A 16926-nucleotide genomic window follows, 5' to 3' on the forward strand; every position below is an offset into this window, starting at 1 on the left:
CCACCGGGCCCCGCCCACTGCCCCGTCGGCCGGCGCCCGTCAGGCCGCCGACGTCCCCCCGACCGCCGACGCCCGCTCGGCAGACCTCAGTCGCAGCACGCACAGGAACGCCAGCGCCAGCACCCCGCCCGCCGACAGGAACACCACGTCCACCGCGTCGGTGAAGCTGCGCACCGCGTGCTCGTGCGCCGCGCCGGTCAGCGTCCGGATGGCGCCGAGCGGCCGCCCGTGCTCACCCGCCCCGAACACCCGGGACAACACGGTGCCGAACAGCGCCGCGCCGAGCGCGCTGCCGAGGCTCTGGAAGAAGCGGATGCCGGCGGTCGCCACCCCCAGCTGGTGCCGGGGTGCGACCTCCTGCACCACCGTGACCAGCCGGCCGATCAGCTGCCCCAGGCCGCAACCCAGCAGCGCGAGTTCGGCCAGCACCGCCCACAGCCCGGTGTCCGGTCCGCTGAGGCCGAGCAGGGCGAGGGCGACCGTCGCGCAGCCCGCGCCGAGCACCGGGAAGGTCGAGGCCGGGTGGCCGCGCCCGGTCAGCCAACCGACCAGCGCCCCGGACCCGGCCATCCCGGCCGCCATCGGGATCAGGTAGAGGCTGGCCAAGGTCGGGGCGACGTCCCGGGCGACCTGGAGGTAGAGCATCACGTGGATGATCGAACCCACCATGCCCACCCCGACCAGGCCCTGGACGGCGAAGCCCAGCCGTACCTCACGGATCCGGAACAGCGACAGCGGCAGCACCGGCTCGGCTGCGGTGGCCTGCCGCCACAGGAAGAGACCGAACGCGCCCAGGGTGGCCGCGGCGAGCCCCAGGATCACCGGAGACGTCCAGGCGTAGTCCTTGCCACCCCACTCGGTGACCAGCAGCAGCCCGACCGAGAAGGCCGCCGCGAGGGCCGCGCCGGCGAAGTCCAGGCCCCGGCTGCCGCCCGTCGGCGGCAGCTTGACCACCAGCGCGACACCGACCAGCACCAGCAGGCCGAGCGGCAGGTTGACGTAGAAGATCCAGCGCCAGCCGAGGTGGTCGGTGAGCAGCGCGCCGATCAGCGGCCCGACCGCCATCCCGAGGCCCGCGACGATCCCGCCCACCGCGCCGCCCCTGCCGCCCCCGCCGCGTTCCTCCGGGCCCTTGAACTGGGCGATGACCACCATCGTGACGCTCATCAGCCCACCGCCGCCGATGCCCTGCACCGCCCGGAAGGCGATCAGCTGGTCCATCGACCCCGCCGCCCCGCAGAGCGCCGAGCCGAGCAGGAAGGTGCCGACGGCCCCGAGCAGCACCCGCTTGGCGCCGTACGCGTCGCAGAGCCTGCCGTACAGCGGCAGCAGCGCGGTGGCGGCGAGGGCGAACGCGCTGACCAGCCAGGGCAGCCGGTCGACGCCGTGGACGGGGTCGAGGTCCCGGACGATCGGCACGGCGGCCGCCGACACGATGTTCATACCGTCTTCAACTACTTCCCCACCAAGGAAGACCTGGTCATGGGCCCGATGGAGCAGCACCTCGACGAGCCGGCCGAGGTCGTGCGCGAGCGCGCTCCGGGCACCTCGGCGGTGGCGGCGCTGCGCGAGTGGTACCTGTCCGCACTGGAACGGTTCGACCCCGCCACCGGCCTGAGCGACCAGCAGCTCGTCCTGGACGTGATCCGGCTGGTCCACCAGACCCCCGCCCTGCTGCTGCGCGCCACCGCCAGCTTCGACCACCGGGCGCAGTCCCTGCTGTCGGCCGAACTCCTCGCCCAGGACCCGGCCCGCGACGAGTTCACCGCCAAGGTCGCCGCCGCCCAGCTGCTGGCCGCCCAACTGGCCCTGACCGGCGAGAACCAGCGCCGGATGCTCGCCGGGGAGCGCGCCGCCGACGCCCTGCCGGAGGCCCTCGACCGGGCCCGCCGCGCCTTCGGCCTGGTCGAGAACGGCCTCGGCGACTACTGCGCGAACCCCGCCTGAGAGAGTTGCCGCACCACGACCGACCGGAGGTGCGCATGGACCAGCCGCTGCTCACGCGAGACCGCTCCGCCCTGCCCGCACAGGCCGAGGGCCTCACCGCGTACGTCGGCGAGGACGGCGTCGCCGTCCTGGAGTTCGACCGCCCGCACCGCCGCAACGCGGTGACCCTGGCGATCTGGCAGGCGCTGCCCAAGGTGCTGGAGCAGCTGGCCGGCCACGAGGGCGTCCGCGTCCTGCTGCTCACCGGCGCCGGCAACACCTTCAGCGCGGGCGCGGACATCGCCGAACTCTCCGAGGTGTACGGCGATCCGGACCACGCGCAGGCCTACCACGCGACCAATGTCGCCGCCGAGGAGGCCCTGGCCGCCTTCCCCCACCCGACCCTCGCCGTGGTGCACGGCGCCTGCGTCGGCGGCGGCTGCCAGCTGGCCGTCGCCTGCGACCTGCGCTTCGTCGCCGAGGACGCCCGGCTGGGGATCACCCCGGCCAAGCTCGGCGTGGTCTACTCGGCGGTGCCGACCGTACGGCTGGCCCGGCTGATCGGCCCGGCCCGGGCCAAGTACCTGCTGTTCTCCGGCGAGTTGGTGTCCGGCCGGGACGCGCTGCCGCTGGGCCTGGCCGAACGCGTCCTGCCGGACGCCGAACTGGACGCCGCCGCCCTGGACTTCGCCCGGCTGCTGACCCGGCGCTCGACCCACACCATCGGCGCCGCCAAGGCCGTGCTGGACGCCCCGCCCGAGCGGGCGGCCGAGGTCCTGGCGCCCTGGCTGCTCCGCTCCCGGGAGGGCTCGGACGTCCACGAGGGCCTGGCCGCCTTCCTGGAGGGCCGCCCGGCCCGCTTCTGAGCCGGGCCGGGCCGGATCCGCTGCCGAGCCGGGACCGGGCCGGGCCCGTTTGCCGAGCCGGGCCGGTTCCCGGGCCCCGCCGCCCCACCCGTACGATCGTCCGACCGCACCCCGCCCGCCCCTTCACCCCGCCGGAGCACCCACCCCGATGACCACCGAGGCCGAGGCAACAGCCGCGACGCCCGCCCCCACCCGCCGGACGGCCTGGGCCCGCCGCATCACCGACGGCCTGGAACCGAAGAACGTGATCCTCACGCTGCTCCCGGTGCTGGGCGGCCTCCGCTACGGCTGGCGGGGCATCGCCTGGGCGCTGTTCGCCGTCGTGTTCGCCGCCGTCGTCCCGACCCTGATCATCCGGTCCGGCATGCGCAAGGGCACGGTGGCGGACCGTCACGTCGGTCACCGCCGGCGCCGGATGACCGTCTTCCCGCTCATCATGGGCTCGGTGCTGGTCTGCTTCGCGGTGATGGTCGGACTGGACGCCCCGGCCGACCTGACCGCGCTGGTGCTGGCGATGTTCGCCTCGCTGGTCCCGATCCTGGTGATCACCGCCTGGTGGAAGGTCTCCGTGCACACCGCCGTGGCCGGCGGCGCGGTGTCCTGCCTGGCCATCGCGCTCGGCCCGCTCTGGCTGCTGCTCGCCCCGCTGGTCCCGGTGATCGGGTGGTCCCGGGTGGTGCTGCGGGACCACACCACCGCGCAGACGGTCGTCGGAGCGCTGGTGGGCCCCCTCACCGCCGGGCTCACCTTCTGGGCCGCCCGTTGACCCGGCGGACCTGCTGACCCGGCGGACCTGCTGATCCGACGGACCGACCGATCCGGCGGACCGACTGACCCGGCGGACGGGCCGGCTCAGCGGATCGGCATCCCCGAGATCGCCCGGGCGATCACCAGCCGCTGGATCTCGCTGGTCCCCTCGAAGACCGAGTAGATCGCGCTGTCCCGGTGCATCCGCTCCACCGGGTACTCCCGGGTGAACCCGTTGCCGCCGAGGATCTGCATCGCCTGCGCGGTCACGTACTTGGCGGTCTCGCCCGCGTAGAGCTTGGACATCGAGCCCTCGGCGGCGGTGAACGGCTGGTTGTTGACCGCCATCCAGGAGGCCCGCCACACCAGCAGCCGGGCCGCGTCGATCCGGGTCCTCATGTCGGCGAGCTGGAAGGCCACGCCCTGGTTGTCGATGATCGGCCGGCCGAACTGCTCACGGGTCTTGGCGTAGTCCAGCGCCACCTCGTACGCGGCCCGGGCGATGCCGATCGCCTGCGCGCCGACGGCCGGACGGGAGGCCTCGAAGGTGGCCATCGCCGCGTTGCCCTTGCCGCCGGGCCGCTTGACGCCCTCGCGGGCCCGGGCGAGGCGCTCGTCCAGCTTCTCCTTGCCGCCGAGCAGGCAGCCGCCGGGCACCCGGACGCCGTCCAGCACCACCTCGGCGGTGTGCGAGGCGCGGATTCCGTGCTTCTTGAACTTCTGGCCCTGGCTCAGCCCCGGGGTGCCCGGCGGGACGACGAAGGACGCCTGGCCCTTGGCGCCCAGCTCCGGGTCGACGGTGGCGACCACCACGTGGACGGCGGCGATCCCGCCGTTGGTGGCCCAGGTCTTGGTGCCGTTCAGCACCCACTCGTCCTTGGTCTCGTCGTAGACCGCCCGGGTGCGCAGCGCCGAGACGTCGGAGCCGGCGTCCGGCTCGGAGGAGCAGAAGGCGGCCACCTTGACGTCCTCCGGGGTGCCGAACATCTGCGGGGCCCAGGTGCCGATCTGCTCGTCGGTGCCGTTGGCCAGCACCGCGACGGCGGCCAGGGTGGTGCCGACGATGGACAGCCCGATGCCCGCGTCGCCCCAGAACAGCTCCTCCATGGCGATCGGGATGCCGACGCCGGAGGGGTCGAAGAACTGCTGGGCGTAGAAGTCCAGCGAGTAGATGCCCAGCTTGGCGGCCTCCTGGATGATCGGCCAGGGGGTCTCCTCGCGCTCGTCCCACTCGGCGGCGGCCGGGCGCATCACGTCGGCGGCGAAGCCGTGCAGCCAGTCGCGTACGGCGAGCTGGTCCGCGCCCGGGTCCAGCGAGAACGTGCTGCTCATGGTGCCTGCCTCCGAAGACGTGTGCGGCCGACCGGGGTGTTACCGGGGGTAACATCGTCGGAGTCTGCTACTGATTGGTAACCGGTGTCAACGCCCGGGCGGACCGGACCGGACCGCCCCCGACCCCGCCCCCGACCCCCGAGGAGCAGCGCATGTCCCGAGAGCCCCGCCGCGAGCAGCTGCTCAACGCCGCCGACCGGGTCATCCAGCGCGAGGGGCCGGGCGCCAGCATGAACGCCATCGCCGCCGAGGCCGGCATCACCAAGCCGATCCTCTACCGCCACTTCGGCGACCGGAACGGCCTGATCGGCGCCCTGACCGAACGCCACACCAGCGGCCTGCTGGCCGCCGTCCGGGCCGCCCTCGCCGAGCCGCTGGAGCGCCGCGACCGGGTCGAGCACGTGCTGGACACCTACCTCGCCGGGATCGAGGCCCGCCCCCAGGTCTACCGGCTGCTCACCCACCCCGAGCCGGGCGATCCGAGCGGCGCCGGCAACGCGCTCGCCCCCGCGCTCAAGCAGATCGCCGAGGAGATCACCCGGGCCGTGCAGAGCCAGGTCGACCTCGGCGCCGACCGCGACCTGCTCGCCGAGGCCTGGGGCCGGGGCATCACCGGCATGGTGCTGGCCGCCGGGGACTGGTGGCTGGACACCAAGCCCTGTTCGCGCGCCCGGATGGTGCAGGCACTGGCCGACCTGCTCTGGGGGCGGCTGGCCGCCGCCGCGGACCTGCCGACCGCCGTCCTGCCGGCGTCCCCCGAACCGTCCGCGAGCTGACCCCCGGGCGAGCCGGCCCGCTCCGCCCACCGATCCCTTCCACCGGCCGATCCCTTCCACCGCCCCGTCCGCTCCGCCGGCCGATCCCCTCCACCGACCGAACTCTTGTGCCGCGCACGGCGGTCCGGGCATCATCGGGCCCCGCCCTCACCCCCGCCGTGCGAGGTCCCCGATGCGCCTGCGCCGCACCACCGCCGCCCTGCTGCTCGCCGCCACCGCCGCCCTCGCCCCCGCCGCCACCCCGGCCTCGGCCCACGGCGGGCCGCCGGACCGCTTCCCCACCGCCACCGCCACCGCCGCCGACGGCCGCACCGCCCTCACCGACGCCCAGGGCCGCCACCTGCGGCTGCGCGGCTTCAACCTCGACAAGTACGCCGAGGCCACCCCGGCCGACCTCGACTCCCTCGCCGCCCAGGGCTTCACCCTGGTCCGGCTGCCGGTCTCCTGGTCCCGGCTGGAACCCGGGCGCAGCCGCCTCGACCCCACCGAACTGCACCGCCTCCAGCGGCTCCTCGACCGGGCCGACCGGCTGGGCCTGCTGGTCCTGGTCGACTTCCACCAGGACGTCTACGGACAGAAGTTCCTCGGCGGCACCAACGGCATCCCCGCCTGGGCCACCCGGGACGACGGTCTGCCCTTCACCCCGGACCCGGACGACTGGTTCGCCGGCTACTTCCAGCCGGCCGTCCAGGCCGCCTTCCGCCACCTCTACGACGACCCCGACCTGCGCGCCTGGCAGGCCGACTTCTACACCCGGCTCGCCCGCGAACTGCGCGGCCACCGCTCACTGTTGGGCTACGACCTGTTCAACGAGCCGTTCGGCCCGGTGGACGGCGACCCGAGCGATCCGGCCGTGCTGGCCGCCGCCTCCGCCGCCCTGGAGCAGGACCGGCTCCCCGGCATGTACCGCCGCCTGATCGCCGCGGTACGCCGAGTCGACTCCCGCGCCTGGCTGTTCGTCGAGCCGACGGTGCTGGTCGGCCAGGGCGCGCCCACCCACCTGCCCGGCTTCACCGACCCGCGCCCCGGCGCGCCCCGGCTCGGCTACGCGCCGCACTTCTACGACACCGCGGTCGAGAACGGCGCCGACTGGAACCCCTCCGGCGGCTTCGTGGAGCAGTACACCGCCGCGATCACCGGCTACCCGGCCGCCCACCGGTTGCCCGTCCTGGTCGGCGAGTGGGGCCCGCCGAACTCCCGCACCCCGGGCAACTCCGAGCTGGTCCGCCGCCAGGTCGCCGCGATGGACGGCTTCGCCGAGGGCTGGACGATGTGGTACTGGTGCCGGGGCGAGGGCGGCTACTGCGCGCTCGACCCGTCCGGGCACCCCGCCCCCGGCGACGAACCCGCCTTCGGCCCCTACCCGGTGGCCGTCGCCGGCACCGACGTCCGCACCGACGGCCAGGCCATCCGCTGGCGCGCCGACGGCACCGGCCGCGACAGCGAACTCCTGCTGCCCCCGGCCTCGTTCCCGCACGGCGCCCGGGTCACCGTCTCCCCCTCCGACGCCCGGGTCGAGATCGACCAGCCGACGGCCGGGCGCGCGGGCACCGTACGCGTCCGGCTCCCGCACACCCGCCCGGGCACGACCGTGACGGTCACCCTGCGGTGACCGTCACGCCGCGGTGATCAGGCCAGCCCCCGGCGGGCCAGCAGCGGCCCGGTCTCCGGCGCCCGGCCGACCACCGCGTGGAAGGACTCCAGCGGGTCCCGGCTGAACCCGCGGGCCAGCAGCTCTCGCCGGAACAGCTCGCCGCTCTCCCGCACCGACCGCCCGTTGCCCTCGAACCACTGCACGGTGTCGGCGTCCAGCACCTCCGACCAGATGTACGCGTAGTACGCCGCGCTGTAACCGCTGGCGAAGACGTGCTGGAAGTACCCCGTCCGGTAGCGCGGCGGGATGGCGTCCACCGCGATCCCGGCCGCGGCGAGCACCCGCGCCTCGAACTCCTCGGCGTCCGCGATCTCCTCGCCCCGCGGCGCGGTGTGCCAGGCCCAGTCCAGCAGGGTGGCCGCCAGGTACTCCACCGTCCGGAAGCCCTCTCCGAAGCCCTCGGCCGCCGTCATCCGCTCGACCAGCTCGGCCGGCAGCGGCTCCCCGGTCTCGTGGTGGCGGGCGTAGTTGGCCAGCACCTCGGGCCGGGTCATCCACATCTCGTTGACCTGCGAGGGGAACTCCACGAAGTCCCGGGGCACCGAGGTGCCCGAGAACAGCGGGTAGCGCACGTCCGAGAACAGCCCGTGCAGCGCGTGCCCGAACTCGTGGAAGAGCGTGCGCACCTCGTCCCAGTCCAGCAGCGCCGGCTCGCCGGGCGCCGGGCGCGGGATGTTGAGGTTGTTCAGCACCACCGGCCGCTTCCCGGTCAGCCCGGACTGCTCCACCACCGCGTTCATCCAGGCCCCGCCGCGCTTGGACGCCCGGGCGTGGAAGTCGCCGATGAACAGGCCCAGCGGGCTGCCGTCCTCCTCGAACACCTCGAAGACCCGCGCGTCCGGGTGGTGCGCCGTCAGGTCCGGCCGCTCGGTGAAGCTCAGCCCGTACGCCAGGTTCGCGGCGAAGAACACGCCGTCCCGCAGCACCCGCTCCAGCTCCAGGTACGGGCGCAGCACGGCCGCGTCCAGCTGGAAGGAACGCTGCCGGACCTTCTCCGAGTAGTACGCCCAGTCGTGCGCGGCGATCTCCCCGATCCCGTCCGACGCCGCCACCCGGGCCAGCTCCTCGGCCTCCCGCCGGGCCATCGCCACGGCCGGGCCGACCAGCCGGGACAGCAGCCCGGAGACCGCCTCGACGGTGCCGGCCGTCTCGTCCGCCACCACGTACGCGGCGTGGCTCGGGTACCCCAGCAGCGCGGCCCGCTCGGCGCGCAGCCCGGCCAGCCGGATCGCCAGCGGGCCGTTCACGTCGATGCCCCGGCCGAGCGAGGCGGCCATCAGCCGCTCGCGCACCGAGCGGTCGGTGAGCTGGTCCAGCTCGGCCTGGCCGGAGGTGTTCCGCACGCTCAGCACGTACTTCCCCGGGTGGCCGAGCACCCGGGCGTTCTCGGCCGCCCCGGCGATCGCGTCCTCGGGCAGCCCGGCCAGTTCCTCGGCGGAGTCCAGGACCAGGGCGGCGGCCCGGGTGTCGGCGTTCACGTTCTGCTGGAACGTGGTGCCGAGCCCGGCGAGTTCGGCGTTCAGCTCGCGCAGCCGGGCCTGCTCGGCCTCGCCCAGGCGGGCGCCGGAGCGCACGAAGGCGGTGTAGCGGCGCTCCAGGAGGCGCAGCGACTCCGGGTCCAGGCCGAGCTCCGCGCGGTCCTCGTACAGCGCCTCGATCCGGGCGAACAGCGCGAGGTCCAGGTGGATCGCGTCGTGGTGGGCGGCGAGCAGCGGGCTGACCTTCGCCTCCAGCTCGTCCAGCACGTCGGTGGTGTCGGAGGAGGACTGGTTGCGGAACACCGCGTCCACCCGGCCGAGCAGTTCCCCGGAGCGCTCCAGGGCCACCAGGGTGTTCTCGACGGTGGGCCGGTCCGGGTCGGCGGTGATCGCCGCGATCTCGGCCAGCTGCTCGGCCATGCCCCGCTCGTACGCGGGCAGGTAGTGCTCCTCGCGGATCTCGGCGAACGGCGGGAGTTCGTAGGCCAGCCGGCTGGGCTGGAAGAACGGGTTCTCGGTCACTCCGCGAACCCTACGCCGTGTCACCCGCCCTGCCCATGTGCTTTTCGACCCGTTCGCGGGCACCGGCCCGCCGTTCGGCAGGGGCCCGCGTGCGGCCGGTTGTCGTACCCAGCGGCTAACGTCAACGCCGCGGACCCGGCGGTCGCGGGCCCGCACCCGGTACCCGTCCCGCACGCCCGACCGCGCGCCGAGAGGAGCAGCCCCCGTGGCACCCAGGACCGCCCTCGCGCCCGACCCGCACGGCCCCGGCGGCCGGCTCCAGCCGCTGGACGACGCGGGCGCCCCGCTCGGCCCGCCGGAGGCCGTCCGCGACCTCGCCGCCGCCGTCGCCGCCCGGGAGGCCGCCGACCACCCCCGGTGGGTGTGGGCCGCCGCCGACTCCGGGTACGCCCCGCTGCTGCCCCGGCTGCCCGACCGGCTCGCCCGCTGCCACGACCTGCGGCTGGTCGAGTCGCTGCTGCTGGCGCACGAGGGCCGGTTCGGCGCGCCGCGCTCGCTCGGCGCCGCCTGGTGCCGGCTGCGCGGCCTGCCCGTCCCGGAGGACCTGCCCGAACCCGGCCTCGCCGAGGCGGACGGCGGCCAGGACACCCTCTTCGCCCCCGACCGGCTGCAGCTGCCGCCCGGCGCCGACCCACTGGCCGCCGTGGTCGCCGTCCACGCCGAGCAGCAGCGCCGGATCGCCGCCGTCGCCGACCCGGGCGCCCGGCAGCGGTTCCGGCTGCTGGTCGCCGCCGAGTCGGCCGGCGCCCTGGTGGCCGCCGAGATCGCCCACGACGGCCTGCCCTGGCGCTCCGACGTCCACGACCGGCTGCTGACCGAGCTGCTCGGCCCCCGCCCGGCCGTCCCCGGCACCCAGCCGAGGGTCCTCGCCGAACTCGCCGTCGAGCTGCAACGGGCGCTCGGCGCCAAGTCGTTCAACCCCGACTCGCACACCCAGGTGCTGCGCGCCTTCGCCGAGGCGGGCGTCCACCTCGGCTCCACCCGATCCTGGGAGCTCAAGGGCGTCGACCACCCGGCCGCGCGGCTGCTGGTCCGCTACAAGGAGCTCTCCCGGATCCACGTCGCGCACGGCTGGGCCTGGCAGGACGCCTGGGCCCGCGGCGGCCGGTTCCGGCCCGAGTACGTGGTCGGCGGCGTGGTCTCCGGCCGCTGGGCCAGCCGCGGCGGCGGCGCCCTCCAGATCCCGCGCATCCTGCGCCGGGCCGTGGTCGCCGACCCGGGCTGGCTGCTGGTGGTCGCCGACGCCGCCCAGCTGGAGCCCCGGGTGCTCGCCGCGCTCTCCGGGGACGCCGGGCTGGCCCGCACCGCGGCCGGCGGGGACCTGTACGAGGCGCTCGCCGCCAACGCCTTCCAGGGCGACCGGGACAAGGCCAAGCTCGGCCTGCTCGGCGCCATGTACGGGCAGACCAGCGGCGACATCGGCCCGCTGCTGAACACCCTGCGCCGCCGCTACCCGGCCGCGATGGGCTACGTCGAGGCCGCCGCCCGCACCGGCGAGGACGGCGGCGTGGTCGCCTCCCGGCTCGGCCGGGCCTGCCCGCCGGCCTCCGCCGCCTTCCTCGACCTCACCGAGGCGGACGGCGCGGGCGAGGACGGCGGCCGCACCGCCCGCGCCCGCGGCCGCTTCACCCGCAACTACGTCATCCAGGCCAGCGCCGCCGACTGGGCCCTCGCCCTGCTCGCGGCGCTGCGCCGGCGGCTGAACGAGCTGCCCGCGGCGAGCCCGGCGGACCGCCCTCACCTGGTGTTCTTCCAGCACGACGAGGTGATCGTGCACACTCCGGCCAACCTGGCCGACGAGGTGGCCGCCACCGTCGCCGCGGCGGCCGACGAGGCCCGCCGGCTGGTGTTCGGCGACACCCCGGTGCGCTTCCCGCTCAGCACGGCGGTGGTGGACTGCTACGCGGACGCCAAGTGACCGGAGCGGCCGGGTGGTCAGAGCTTCCGGAACGACCGCGCGTCCTCGGCCGCCGCGACGACCTCGGCCAGCGACGCCCCGGTCGAGGCGGTGACGGCGGCGGCCACCGCGCCCTCCACGAACGGCGCGTCCACGAGCTTCACGCCCGGACGCGGCTCGTCCTCCAGCACCGTGACGGCGGTGAGCACCGAACTGCCGAGGTCCGGCAGCACGACCACGCCCGCCCCGGCGTCGGCCCGCGCGAGGGCCCCGGCGATCAGGTCGTAGCTGGTGCCGAGCCCGCCGTCCTCCGTACCGCCCGCGACGACCACCCGCACGCCGTCCGAGGCGAGTTCGCCGAGCAGCTCGCGCAGCCCCTCCGCGAGCCGGGCGCTGTGCGAGACCAGAACAATGCCCACGTTTTCGCTCATGCCGGTGACCTTACGGCCGGAGCCCGCTGCTCCGGGAGAGTGATCCGGATCGCGCGTGTCGCATCCCGTGCCCGGCACCCCCGTCTGGCGTAGCGTCGGGTCAGCAGCGTCCGCCGCCGAAGAGGGAGCGAAGAGCGTTGAAGAAGCTGATCAACACCCCGGAGAGCGTCCTGGAGGACGCGCTGGCCGGAGTCGCCGCCGCCCATCCGGAGCTGACGGTGGACATCCCCAACCGGGTGATCACCCGGGCCGCCCGCCCGGCCGCGCCCAAGGTCGCGCTGGTCTCCGGCGGCGGCTCCGGCCACGAGCCGCTGCACGGTGGCTTCGTCGGCCCCGGCATGCTCGACGCCGCCTGCCCCGGCGAGGTGTTCACCTCACCCGTCCCGGACCAGATGCTGGCCGCCGCCAAGGCCGTGGAGAGCGGCGCCGGCGTGGTCTTCGTCGTGAAGAACTACACCGGCGACGTGATGAACTTCGAGCTCGCCGCCGAACTCGCGGCGGAGGAGGGCCTGGAGGTCCGCACCGTCCTGGTCAACGACGACGTCGCGGTCGAGGACTCGACCTGGACGGCCGGCCGCCGGGGCACCGGCGCGACCGTGGTGGTCGAGAAGGCCGCCGGCGCGCTGGCCGAGCGCGGCGCCCCGCTGGACGAGGTCGCCGCGCTGGGCGAGCGGGTCAACGCCGCCTCCCGCTCCTTCGCGATCGCGCTCACCGCCGCCACCGTCCCGGCCGCCGGGAAGCCCGGCTTCGACCTGCCCGAGGACGAGATCGAGGTCGGCGTCGGCATCCACGGCGAGCCCGGCCGCCGCCGCGAGAAGCTCCGTCCGGCCCGCGAGCTGGCCGCCGAGGTGGTCGAGACCATCCTGACCGACCACCACCTGACCCCGGGAGACGAGGTGATCGCCCTGCTCAACGGCCTCGGCGCGACCCCGCTCCTGGAGCTGTACGTGGTCTACGGCGAGGTCGCCGCCAAGCTCGCCGAGCGCGGCATCACGGTGGCCCGCAGCCTGGTCGGCAACTACGTCACCAGCCTCGACATGGCGGGCTTCTCGCTCACCCTCACCAAGGCCGACACCCAGCTGCTGGAACTCTGGGACGCCCCGGTCGACACCCCCGCCCTCAAGCGGGCCTGAGAGGAGGACCCGATGGACTTCGACACCCCGCTCGCCGAGGCCTGGATCCGCGCGATCGCCGCGGCCGTCGAGAAGGAGCGGTCCCGGCTGACCGAGCTGGACTCCGCGATCGGCGACGGCGACCACGGCAGCAACCTCCAGCGCGGCTTCGACGCCGCCCTGACCGCCCTGGACGGCCTCCGGCCGGCCGGCCCCGGTGCCGTCCTCACCAAGACCGGCACCACCCTCATCTCCAAGGTCGGAGGCGCCTCCGGCCCGCTCTACGGCAAGGCCTTCCGCGCCATCGGCGCCGCCCTGCCCGAACCGGCCGGCCCGGCCGCCGTCGCCGAGGCCCTGTCGGCCGGCCTGGACGCCGTCCGCCTGCTCGGCAAGGCCGAACCCGGCGACAAGACCATCGTGGACGCCTGGACCCCGGCAGTCGCCGCCTTCCGCGCCGCGGCCGCCACCGGCGCCGGCCTCCCCGAAGCCGCCGCCGCGGCCGCCGACGCCGCCGAACGGGGCGCCCGCGACACCGTCCCCCTCCAGGCCCGCAAGGGCCGCGCCTCCTACCTCGGCGAACGCAGCGTCGGCCATCAGGACCCGGGCGCCACCTCCACCGCCCTGGTCTTCCGCGCCCTCGCGGACGTCACCGCGGGCTGACCCCGCGCCCCGTCCGCACCCGGTTCCCCGCGCCCCCGACCGGGACGCGGGGAACCGCGCGAAGCGGAAGGCCCTCACCCGCGCCAGGCCCCCGCCGCCGGCCCCTCACCCGTCCGTCCGCGCGATCAGCAACAGCAGCGCGTCGTCCCGCAGCTCCCCGCCCGTGTGCGCCAGCAGGTCCGCGTACACCCGCCCCACCGCCGTCTCCAGCTCCCCCGCCGAGCGCGCGGCGCCCCGCACCAGCGGCCCCACCCGCTCCGCCAGCGGGTAGAACTCCCCGCTCTCCCGGTGCCGCGCCTCGATCACCCCGTCCGTGCAGAGCACCAGCACGTCGTCGGCCCCGAACGGCTGCCCCCACGTGGTCGGCTCCCCCGCCGCCAGCCGGCCGAGCCCCAGCGGCACCCACGGGTCCGGCGCGTCCAGCACGTGGGCCCGCCCCTGGCCGTCCACCCTGATCGGCGGCACGTGCCCGTACTGCAGCAGTTCCATCGCCCCCGGCGCCCGGAACTCCGCGAACAGCGCCGTGGTGAACTCCCCGTCCGGCACGTGCCGCTCGACGCTGGCCTCGATCCGCGCCGCGACGCCCCGCAGCCCGGCCTCGTCGTACGCCGCCTCCCGGAACGCGCCCAGCACCACCGCCGCGGTCTGCACCGCCGCCAGTCCCTTGCCCCGGACGTCCCCGACCGCGACCCGGGTCCCGTGCGGAGTCTCCAGCACCGAGTACAGGTCCCCGCCGATCCGTGAGGCGTCCGCCGCCGACACGTACCGCACCGCGAGCCGCAGCGGTCCGACCGTCGGGCCCGGCAGTTGCAGCAGGGCCCGCTGGGCGGCCTCCGCGACGGAGCTGACGGCCGCGAAGGCCGCCGCCCGCCGCATCCGGATCTTGGCGACCCAGGCCGAGAACAGCGTCAGCACGACGTAGCTGACCATCGCCCCGTACAGGAAGCGGGCATCGTTGAGGTTGTCGATCTGGTCGTGGTAGCTGAGCCCGAACACCGCGAACAGCCCGAGCGAGCAGACCATGATCAGTTCGCCGGGCCGCAGGGTCAGCGCCGCGACGGTCGGCACCACGGTCATCAGCGGGGCGAGGTAGCGGTCCTTGCCGGAGAGGAAGTCCGCGATCGCGACCAGCAGGACGGCGACCAGCGCGGGGCTGGCCCGGCGCCAGAACGGCACGTCCTGGAGGTCGGCGGCGAGCAGGGCGCCGCGCCGCCGGTCCGGTGGCAGTCCGGCTGCCGTGGGAGCCGAGGGAGACTGGGCGCGGCGGAGCGGAAACACATACCGAACATAAGGGACGATCACGGCGGCGGCCCGACCGGCCCTGGTCCCCACGACGAGGACGAAGCGGACCATCCCCACCCCACCCACTCCGGAAATACCCCGAGGGGGTATGGTGTCGGAAGATTCGTCACCAACGCCGCGCCCGGGCGACCACCCCGGACCGCCCAGACCTCCCGGAGGCCCCCGATGTCCAGCACCATCACCTACACCGTGTCCGGCATGAGCTGCGGCCACTGCGAGAAGGCGATCAGCGAGGAGGTCTCCACCCTGGCCGGAGTCACCGAGGTCAGCGCCGACGCCACCGCCGGCACCGTGACGATCACCTCCGCCGCCCCGTTGGACGAGGAGCAGGTGCGCGCCGCGATCGACGAGGCCGGCTACGAGCTGGTCGGCCGCGGCGCCTGAACCACCCGGCACGGCGGGGGCCTCTCCGGGGCGCCCCGCCGTCCACCCGCACCAAGGAGCTGATCCGCAATGAGCACGTCCGCCCCGGACGTCGGGGCCCGGGACCGGGTCGAGCTGTCCATCGGCGGGATGACCTGCGCCTCCTGCGCGGCCCGGATCGAGAAGAAGCTCAACCGGCTGGACGGCGTCGAGGCCACCGTGAACTTCGCCACCGAGAAGGCCCGGGTCGACTTCGGCCCCGGGACCACGGTCGAGGACCTGATCGCCACGGTCGAGCGCACCGGCTACTCCGCCGAACTCCCCCCGCCCCCGGCCACCACCGCCCCCGAACCCGAGCGGCCCGCGCGGCCCGACCACCCCGACCCCCTCCGCGACCGGCTGCTGATCAGCGCCGTCCTCAGCGTCCCGGTGGTCCTGCTGTCGATGGTCCCGGCCCTCCAGTTCACGAACTGGCAGTGGCTGGCCTTCGCGCTCACCGGCCCGGTCGTCGTGTACGGCGGCCTGCCCTTCCACCGCGCCGCCTGGACCAACCTCCGGCACGGCGCCGCGACGATGGACACCCTGGTCTCGCTCGGCACCCTGGCCGCCTTCGGCTGGTCCTGCTGGGCCCTGTTCCTGGGTCACGCGGGCCGGCCCGGCACGCACCACGACTTCACGCTGTCCGTCGGCGACACCGACGCCTCCGCCACGCTCTACCTGGAGACCGCCGCCGCCGTCACCGTGCTGATCCTGCTCGGCCGCCACCTGGAGGCCCGCTCCAAGCGCCGGGCCGGCGCCGCGCTGCACGCCCTGCTCGACCTCGGCGCCAAGGACGTCGCGGTCCTCCGGGCCGGCCGGGAGGTACGGCTGCCGGTGGACCGGCTGACCGTCGGCACCCGCTTCGTCGTCCGCCCCGGCGAGACCATCGCCACCGACGGCGTGGTGGTCGAGGGCGGCTCCGCCGTGGACGCCTCGATGCTGACCGGCGAGTCCATCCCGGTCGAGGTCACCGTCGGCGACGAGGTCACCGGCGCCACCGTGAACGCGGGCGGGCGCCTGGTGGTCGAGGCCACCCGGGTCGGCGCGGACACCCAGCTGGCCCGGATGGCCCGGCTGGTCGAGGAGGCCCAGAACGGCAAGGCCGCCGCCCAGCGACTGGCCGACCGGATCTCCGCCGTCTTCGTCCCGGCCGTCGTCCTGATCGCCCTGGCCACCCTCGTGGTCTGGCTGCTGACCACCGACAGCCCCACCGAGGCCTTCACCGCGGCCGTCGCCGTGCTGATCATCGCCTGCCCCTGCGCCCTGGGCCTGGCCACCCCGACCGCACTCATGGTCGGCACCGGCCGCGGCGCCCAGCTCGGCATCCTGATCAAGGGCCCGGAGGTGCTGGAGACCACCCGCAAGGTCGACACCGTCGTCCTGGACAAGACCGGCACCGTCACCACCGGCCGGATGGCCCTGCTCGCCGTCCACACCGCCGAGGGCGTGGACTGCGCCGAGGCGCTGCGCCTGGCCGGCGCCGTGGAGCACGCCTCCGAGCACCCGATCGCCCGGGCGATCGCCGAGGCCGCCGCCGGGGCCGGTGAACTGCCCGCCGTCACGGAGTTCCGCAGCATCCCCGGACGGGGCGTGGAAGGGGTCGTGGCGGGCCGCACGGTGGTCGCCGGGCGCGAGGCCCTGCTGGCCGGCCGCGCGCAGCACCTACCGCCCTCCCTGGCCCGTGCCAAGGCCGCCGCCGAGGCGTCCGGCCGCACCGCGGTCGCGGTCGGCTGGGACGGCGAGGCGCGGGCCGTGCTGGAGGTCGCCGACGCGGTCAAGCCGACCAGCGCCGAGGCCGTCGGCAACTGCGGGCCCTGGGCC

The 16926-nt window shown here is 75.2% G+C and carries 14 protein-coding genes and 1 pseudogene; 10 read left to right on the forward strand and 5 right to left on the reverse strand.

Annotated elements, in window-relative coordinates; all coding sequences use genetic code 11:
- Positions 1 to 39: 39 nt before the first annotated feature.
- A complete protein-coding gene (locus ACFRMQ_RS23340) occupies positions 40 to 1443 on the reverse strand; it encodes an MFS transporter (protein ID WP_380732506.1) in 1404 nt (467 codons plus the stop codon).
- Positions 1444 to 1482: 39 nt separating this feature from the next.
- Here ACFRMQ_RS23340 and ACFRMQ_RS23345 point away from each other — a divergent pair, with 39 nt between their 5' ends.
- The 3 genes from ACFRMQ_RS23345 (at position 1483) to ACFRMQ_RS23355 (ending at position 3558) form a co-directional block, all read left to right on the forward strand.
- Positions 1483 to 1947 (forward strand): hypothetical protein, encoded by a 465-nt coding sequence (locus ACFRMQ_RS23345; RefSeq protein ID WP_380732507.1) that lies wholly within the window; start codon positions 1483 to 1485, stop codon positions 1945 to 1947.
- Between the two features lie 35 nt (positions 1948 to 1982).
- Positions 1983 to 2792 carry an enoyl-CoA hydratase/isomerase family protein gene (locus tag ACFRMQ_RS23350; RefSeq protein ID WP_380732508.1) on the forward strand — a complete coding sequence of 270 codons (810 nt, stop codon included), beginning with the start codon at positions 1983 to 1985 and terminating at the stop codon, positions 2790 to 2792.
- Positions 2793 to 2940: 148 nt separating this feature from the next.
- A complete protein-coding gene (locus ACFRMQ_RS23355; protein WP_380732509.1) occupies positions 2941 to 3558 on the forward strand; it encodes a hypothetical protein in 618 nt (205 codons plus the stop codon).
- Positions 3559 to 3644: 86 nt separating this feature from the next.
- On the opposite strand, the gene ACFRMQ_RS23360 is transcribed toward ACFRMQ_RS23355, so the two are convergent.
- Entirely contained in the window at positions 3645 to 4871 is a 1227-nt protein-coding gene (locus ACFRMQ_RS23360; RefSeq protein WP_380732510.1) for an acyl-CoA dehydrogenase family protein, read from the reverse strand.
- Positions 4872 to 5023: 152 nt separating this feature from the next.
- On the opposite strand from ACFRMQ_RS23360, the gene ACFRMQ_RS23365 reads away from it, so the two are divergent.
- Complete coding sequence (locus ACFRMQ_RS23365) at positions 5024 to 5647, forward strand: TetR family transcriptional regulator (protein ID WP_380732511.1); 624 nt, start codon at positions 5024 to 5026, stop codon at positions 5645 to 5647.
- A gap of 172 nt (positions 5648 to 5819) precedes the next feature.
- Positions 5820 to 7259, forward strand: coding sequence for a cellulase family glycosylhydrolase (locus tag ACFRMQ_RS23370; protein ID WP_380732512.1), 1440 nt, complete (start codon positions 5820 to 5822; stop codon positions 7257 to 7259).
- A gap of 17 nt (positions 7260 to 7276) precedes the next feature.
- Here the strand turns inward: ACFRMQ_RS23370 and ACFRMQ_RS23375 are convergent, their stop codons facing one another.
- Positions 7277 to 9301 (reverse strand): M3 family metallopeptidase, encoded by a 2025-nt coding sequence (locus tag ACFRMQ_RS23375; RefSeq protein ID WP_380732513.1) that lies wholly within the window; start codon positions 9299 to 9301, stop codon positions 7277 to 7279.
- A 205-nt stretch (positions 9302 to 9506) separates the two neighbouring features.
- On the opposite strand from ACFRMQ_RS23375, the gene ACFRMQ_RS23380 reads away from it, so the two are divergent.
- Positions 9507 to 11219: a bifunctional 3'-5' exonuclease/DNA polymerase gene (locus ACFRMQ_RS23380; RefSeq protein ID WP_380732514.1), complete on the forward strand. Its 1713-nt coding sequence runs from the start codon at positions 9507 to 9509 to the stop codon at positions 11217 to 11219.
- A gap of 17 nt (positions 11220 to 11236) precedes the next feature.
- On the opposite strand, the gene dhaM is transcribed toward ACFRMQ_RS23380, so the two are convergent.
- Positions 11237 to 11629, reverse strand: coding sequence for a dihydroxyacetone kinase phosphoryl donor subunit DhaM (gene dhaM / locus ACFRMQ_RS23385; RefSeq protein WP_380695099.1), 393 nt, complete (start codon positions 11627 to 11629; stop codon positions 11237 to 11239).
- 137 nt (positions 11630 to 11766) lie between these two features.
- Here dhaM and dhaK point away from each other — a divergent pair, with 137 nt between their 5' ends.
- Both dhaK and dhaL read left to right on the forward strand, forming a co-directional pair.
- Positions 11767 to 12762: a dihydroxyacetone kinase subunit DhaK gene (gene dhaK, locus ACFRMQ_RS23390; RefSeq protein ID WP_380732515.1), complete on the forward strand. Its 996-nt coding sequence runs from the start codon at positions 11767 to 11769 to the stop codon at positions 12760 to 12762.
- A gap of 12 nt (positions 12763 to 12774) precedes the next feature.
- Entirely contained in the window at positions 12775 to 13401 is a 627-nt protein-coding gene (gene dhaL / locus ACFRMQ_RS23395; RefSeq protein WP_380732516.1) for a dihydroxyacetone kinase subunit DhaL, read from the forward strand.
- Positions 13402 to 13506: 105 nt separating this feature from the next.
- On the opposite strand, the gene ACFRMQ_RS23400 is transcribed toward dhaL, so the two are convergent.
- Entirely contained in the window at positions 13507 to 14679 is a 1173-nt protein-coding gene (locus tag ACFRMQ_RS23400) for a PP2C family protein-serine/threonine phosphatase (protein WP_380732517.1), read from the reverse strand.
- 189 nt (positions 14680 to 14868) lie between these two features.
- On the opposite strand from ACFRMQ_RS23400, the gene ACFRMQ_RS23405 reads away from it, so the two are divergent.
- Entirely contained in the window at positions 14869 to 15087 is a 219-nt protein-coding gene (locus ACFRMQ_RS23405; protein ID WP_380732518.1) for a heavy-metal-associated domain-containing protein, read from the forward strand.
- A 69-nt stretch (positions 15088 to 15156) separates the two neighbouring features.
- A pseudogene (locus ACFRMQ_RS23410) lies at positions 15157 to 16926 on the forward strand (heavy metal translocating P-type ATPase); the annotation flags it as partial.

The sequence above is a fragment of the Kitasatospora sp. NPDC056783 genome (assembly GCF_042789895.1).
Lineage (GTDB): Bacteria > Actinomycetota > Actinomycetes > Streptomycetales > Streptomycetaceae > Kitasatospora.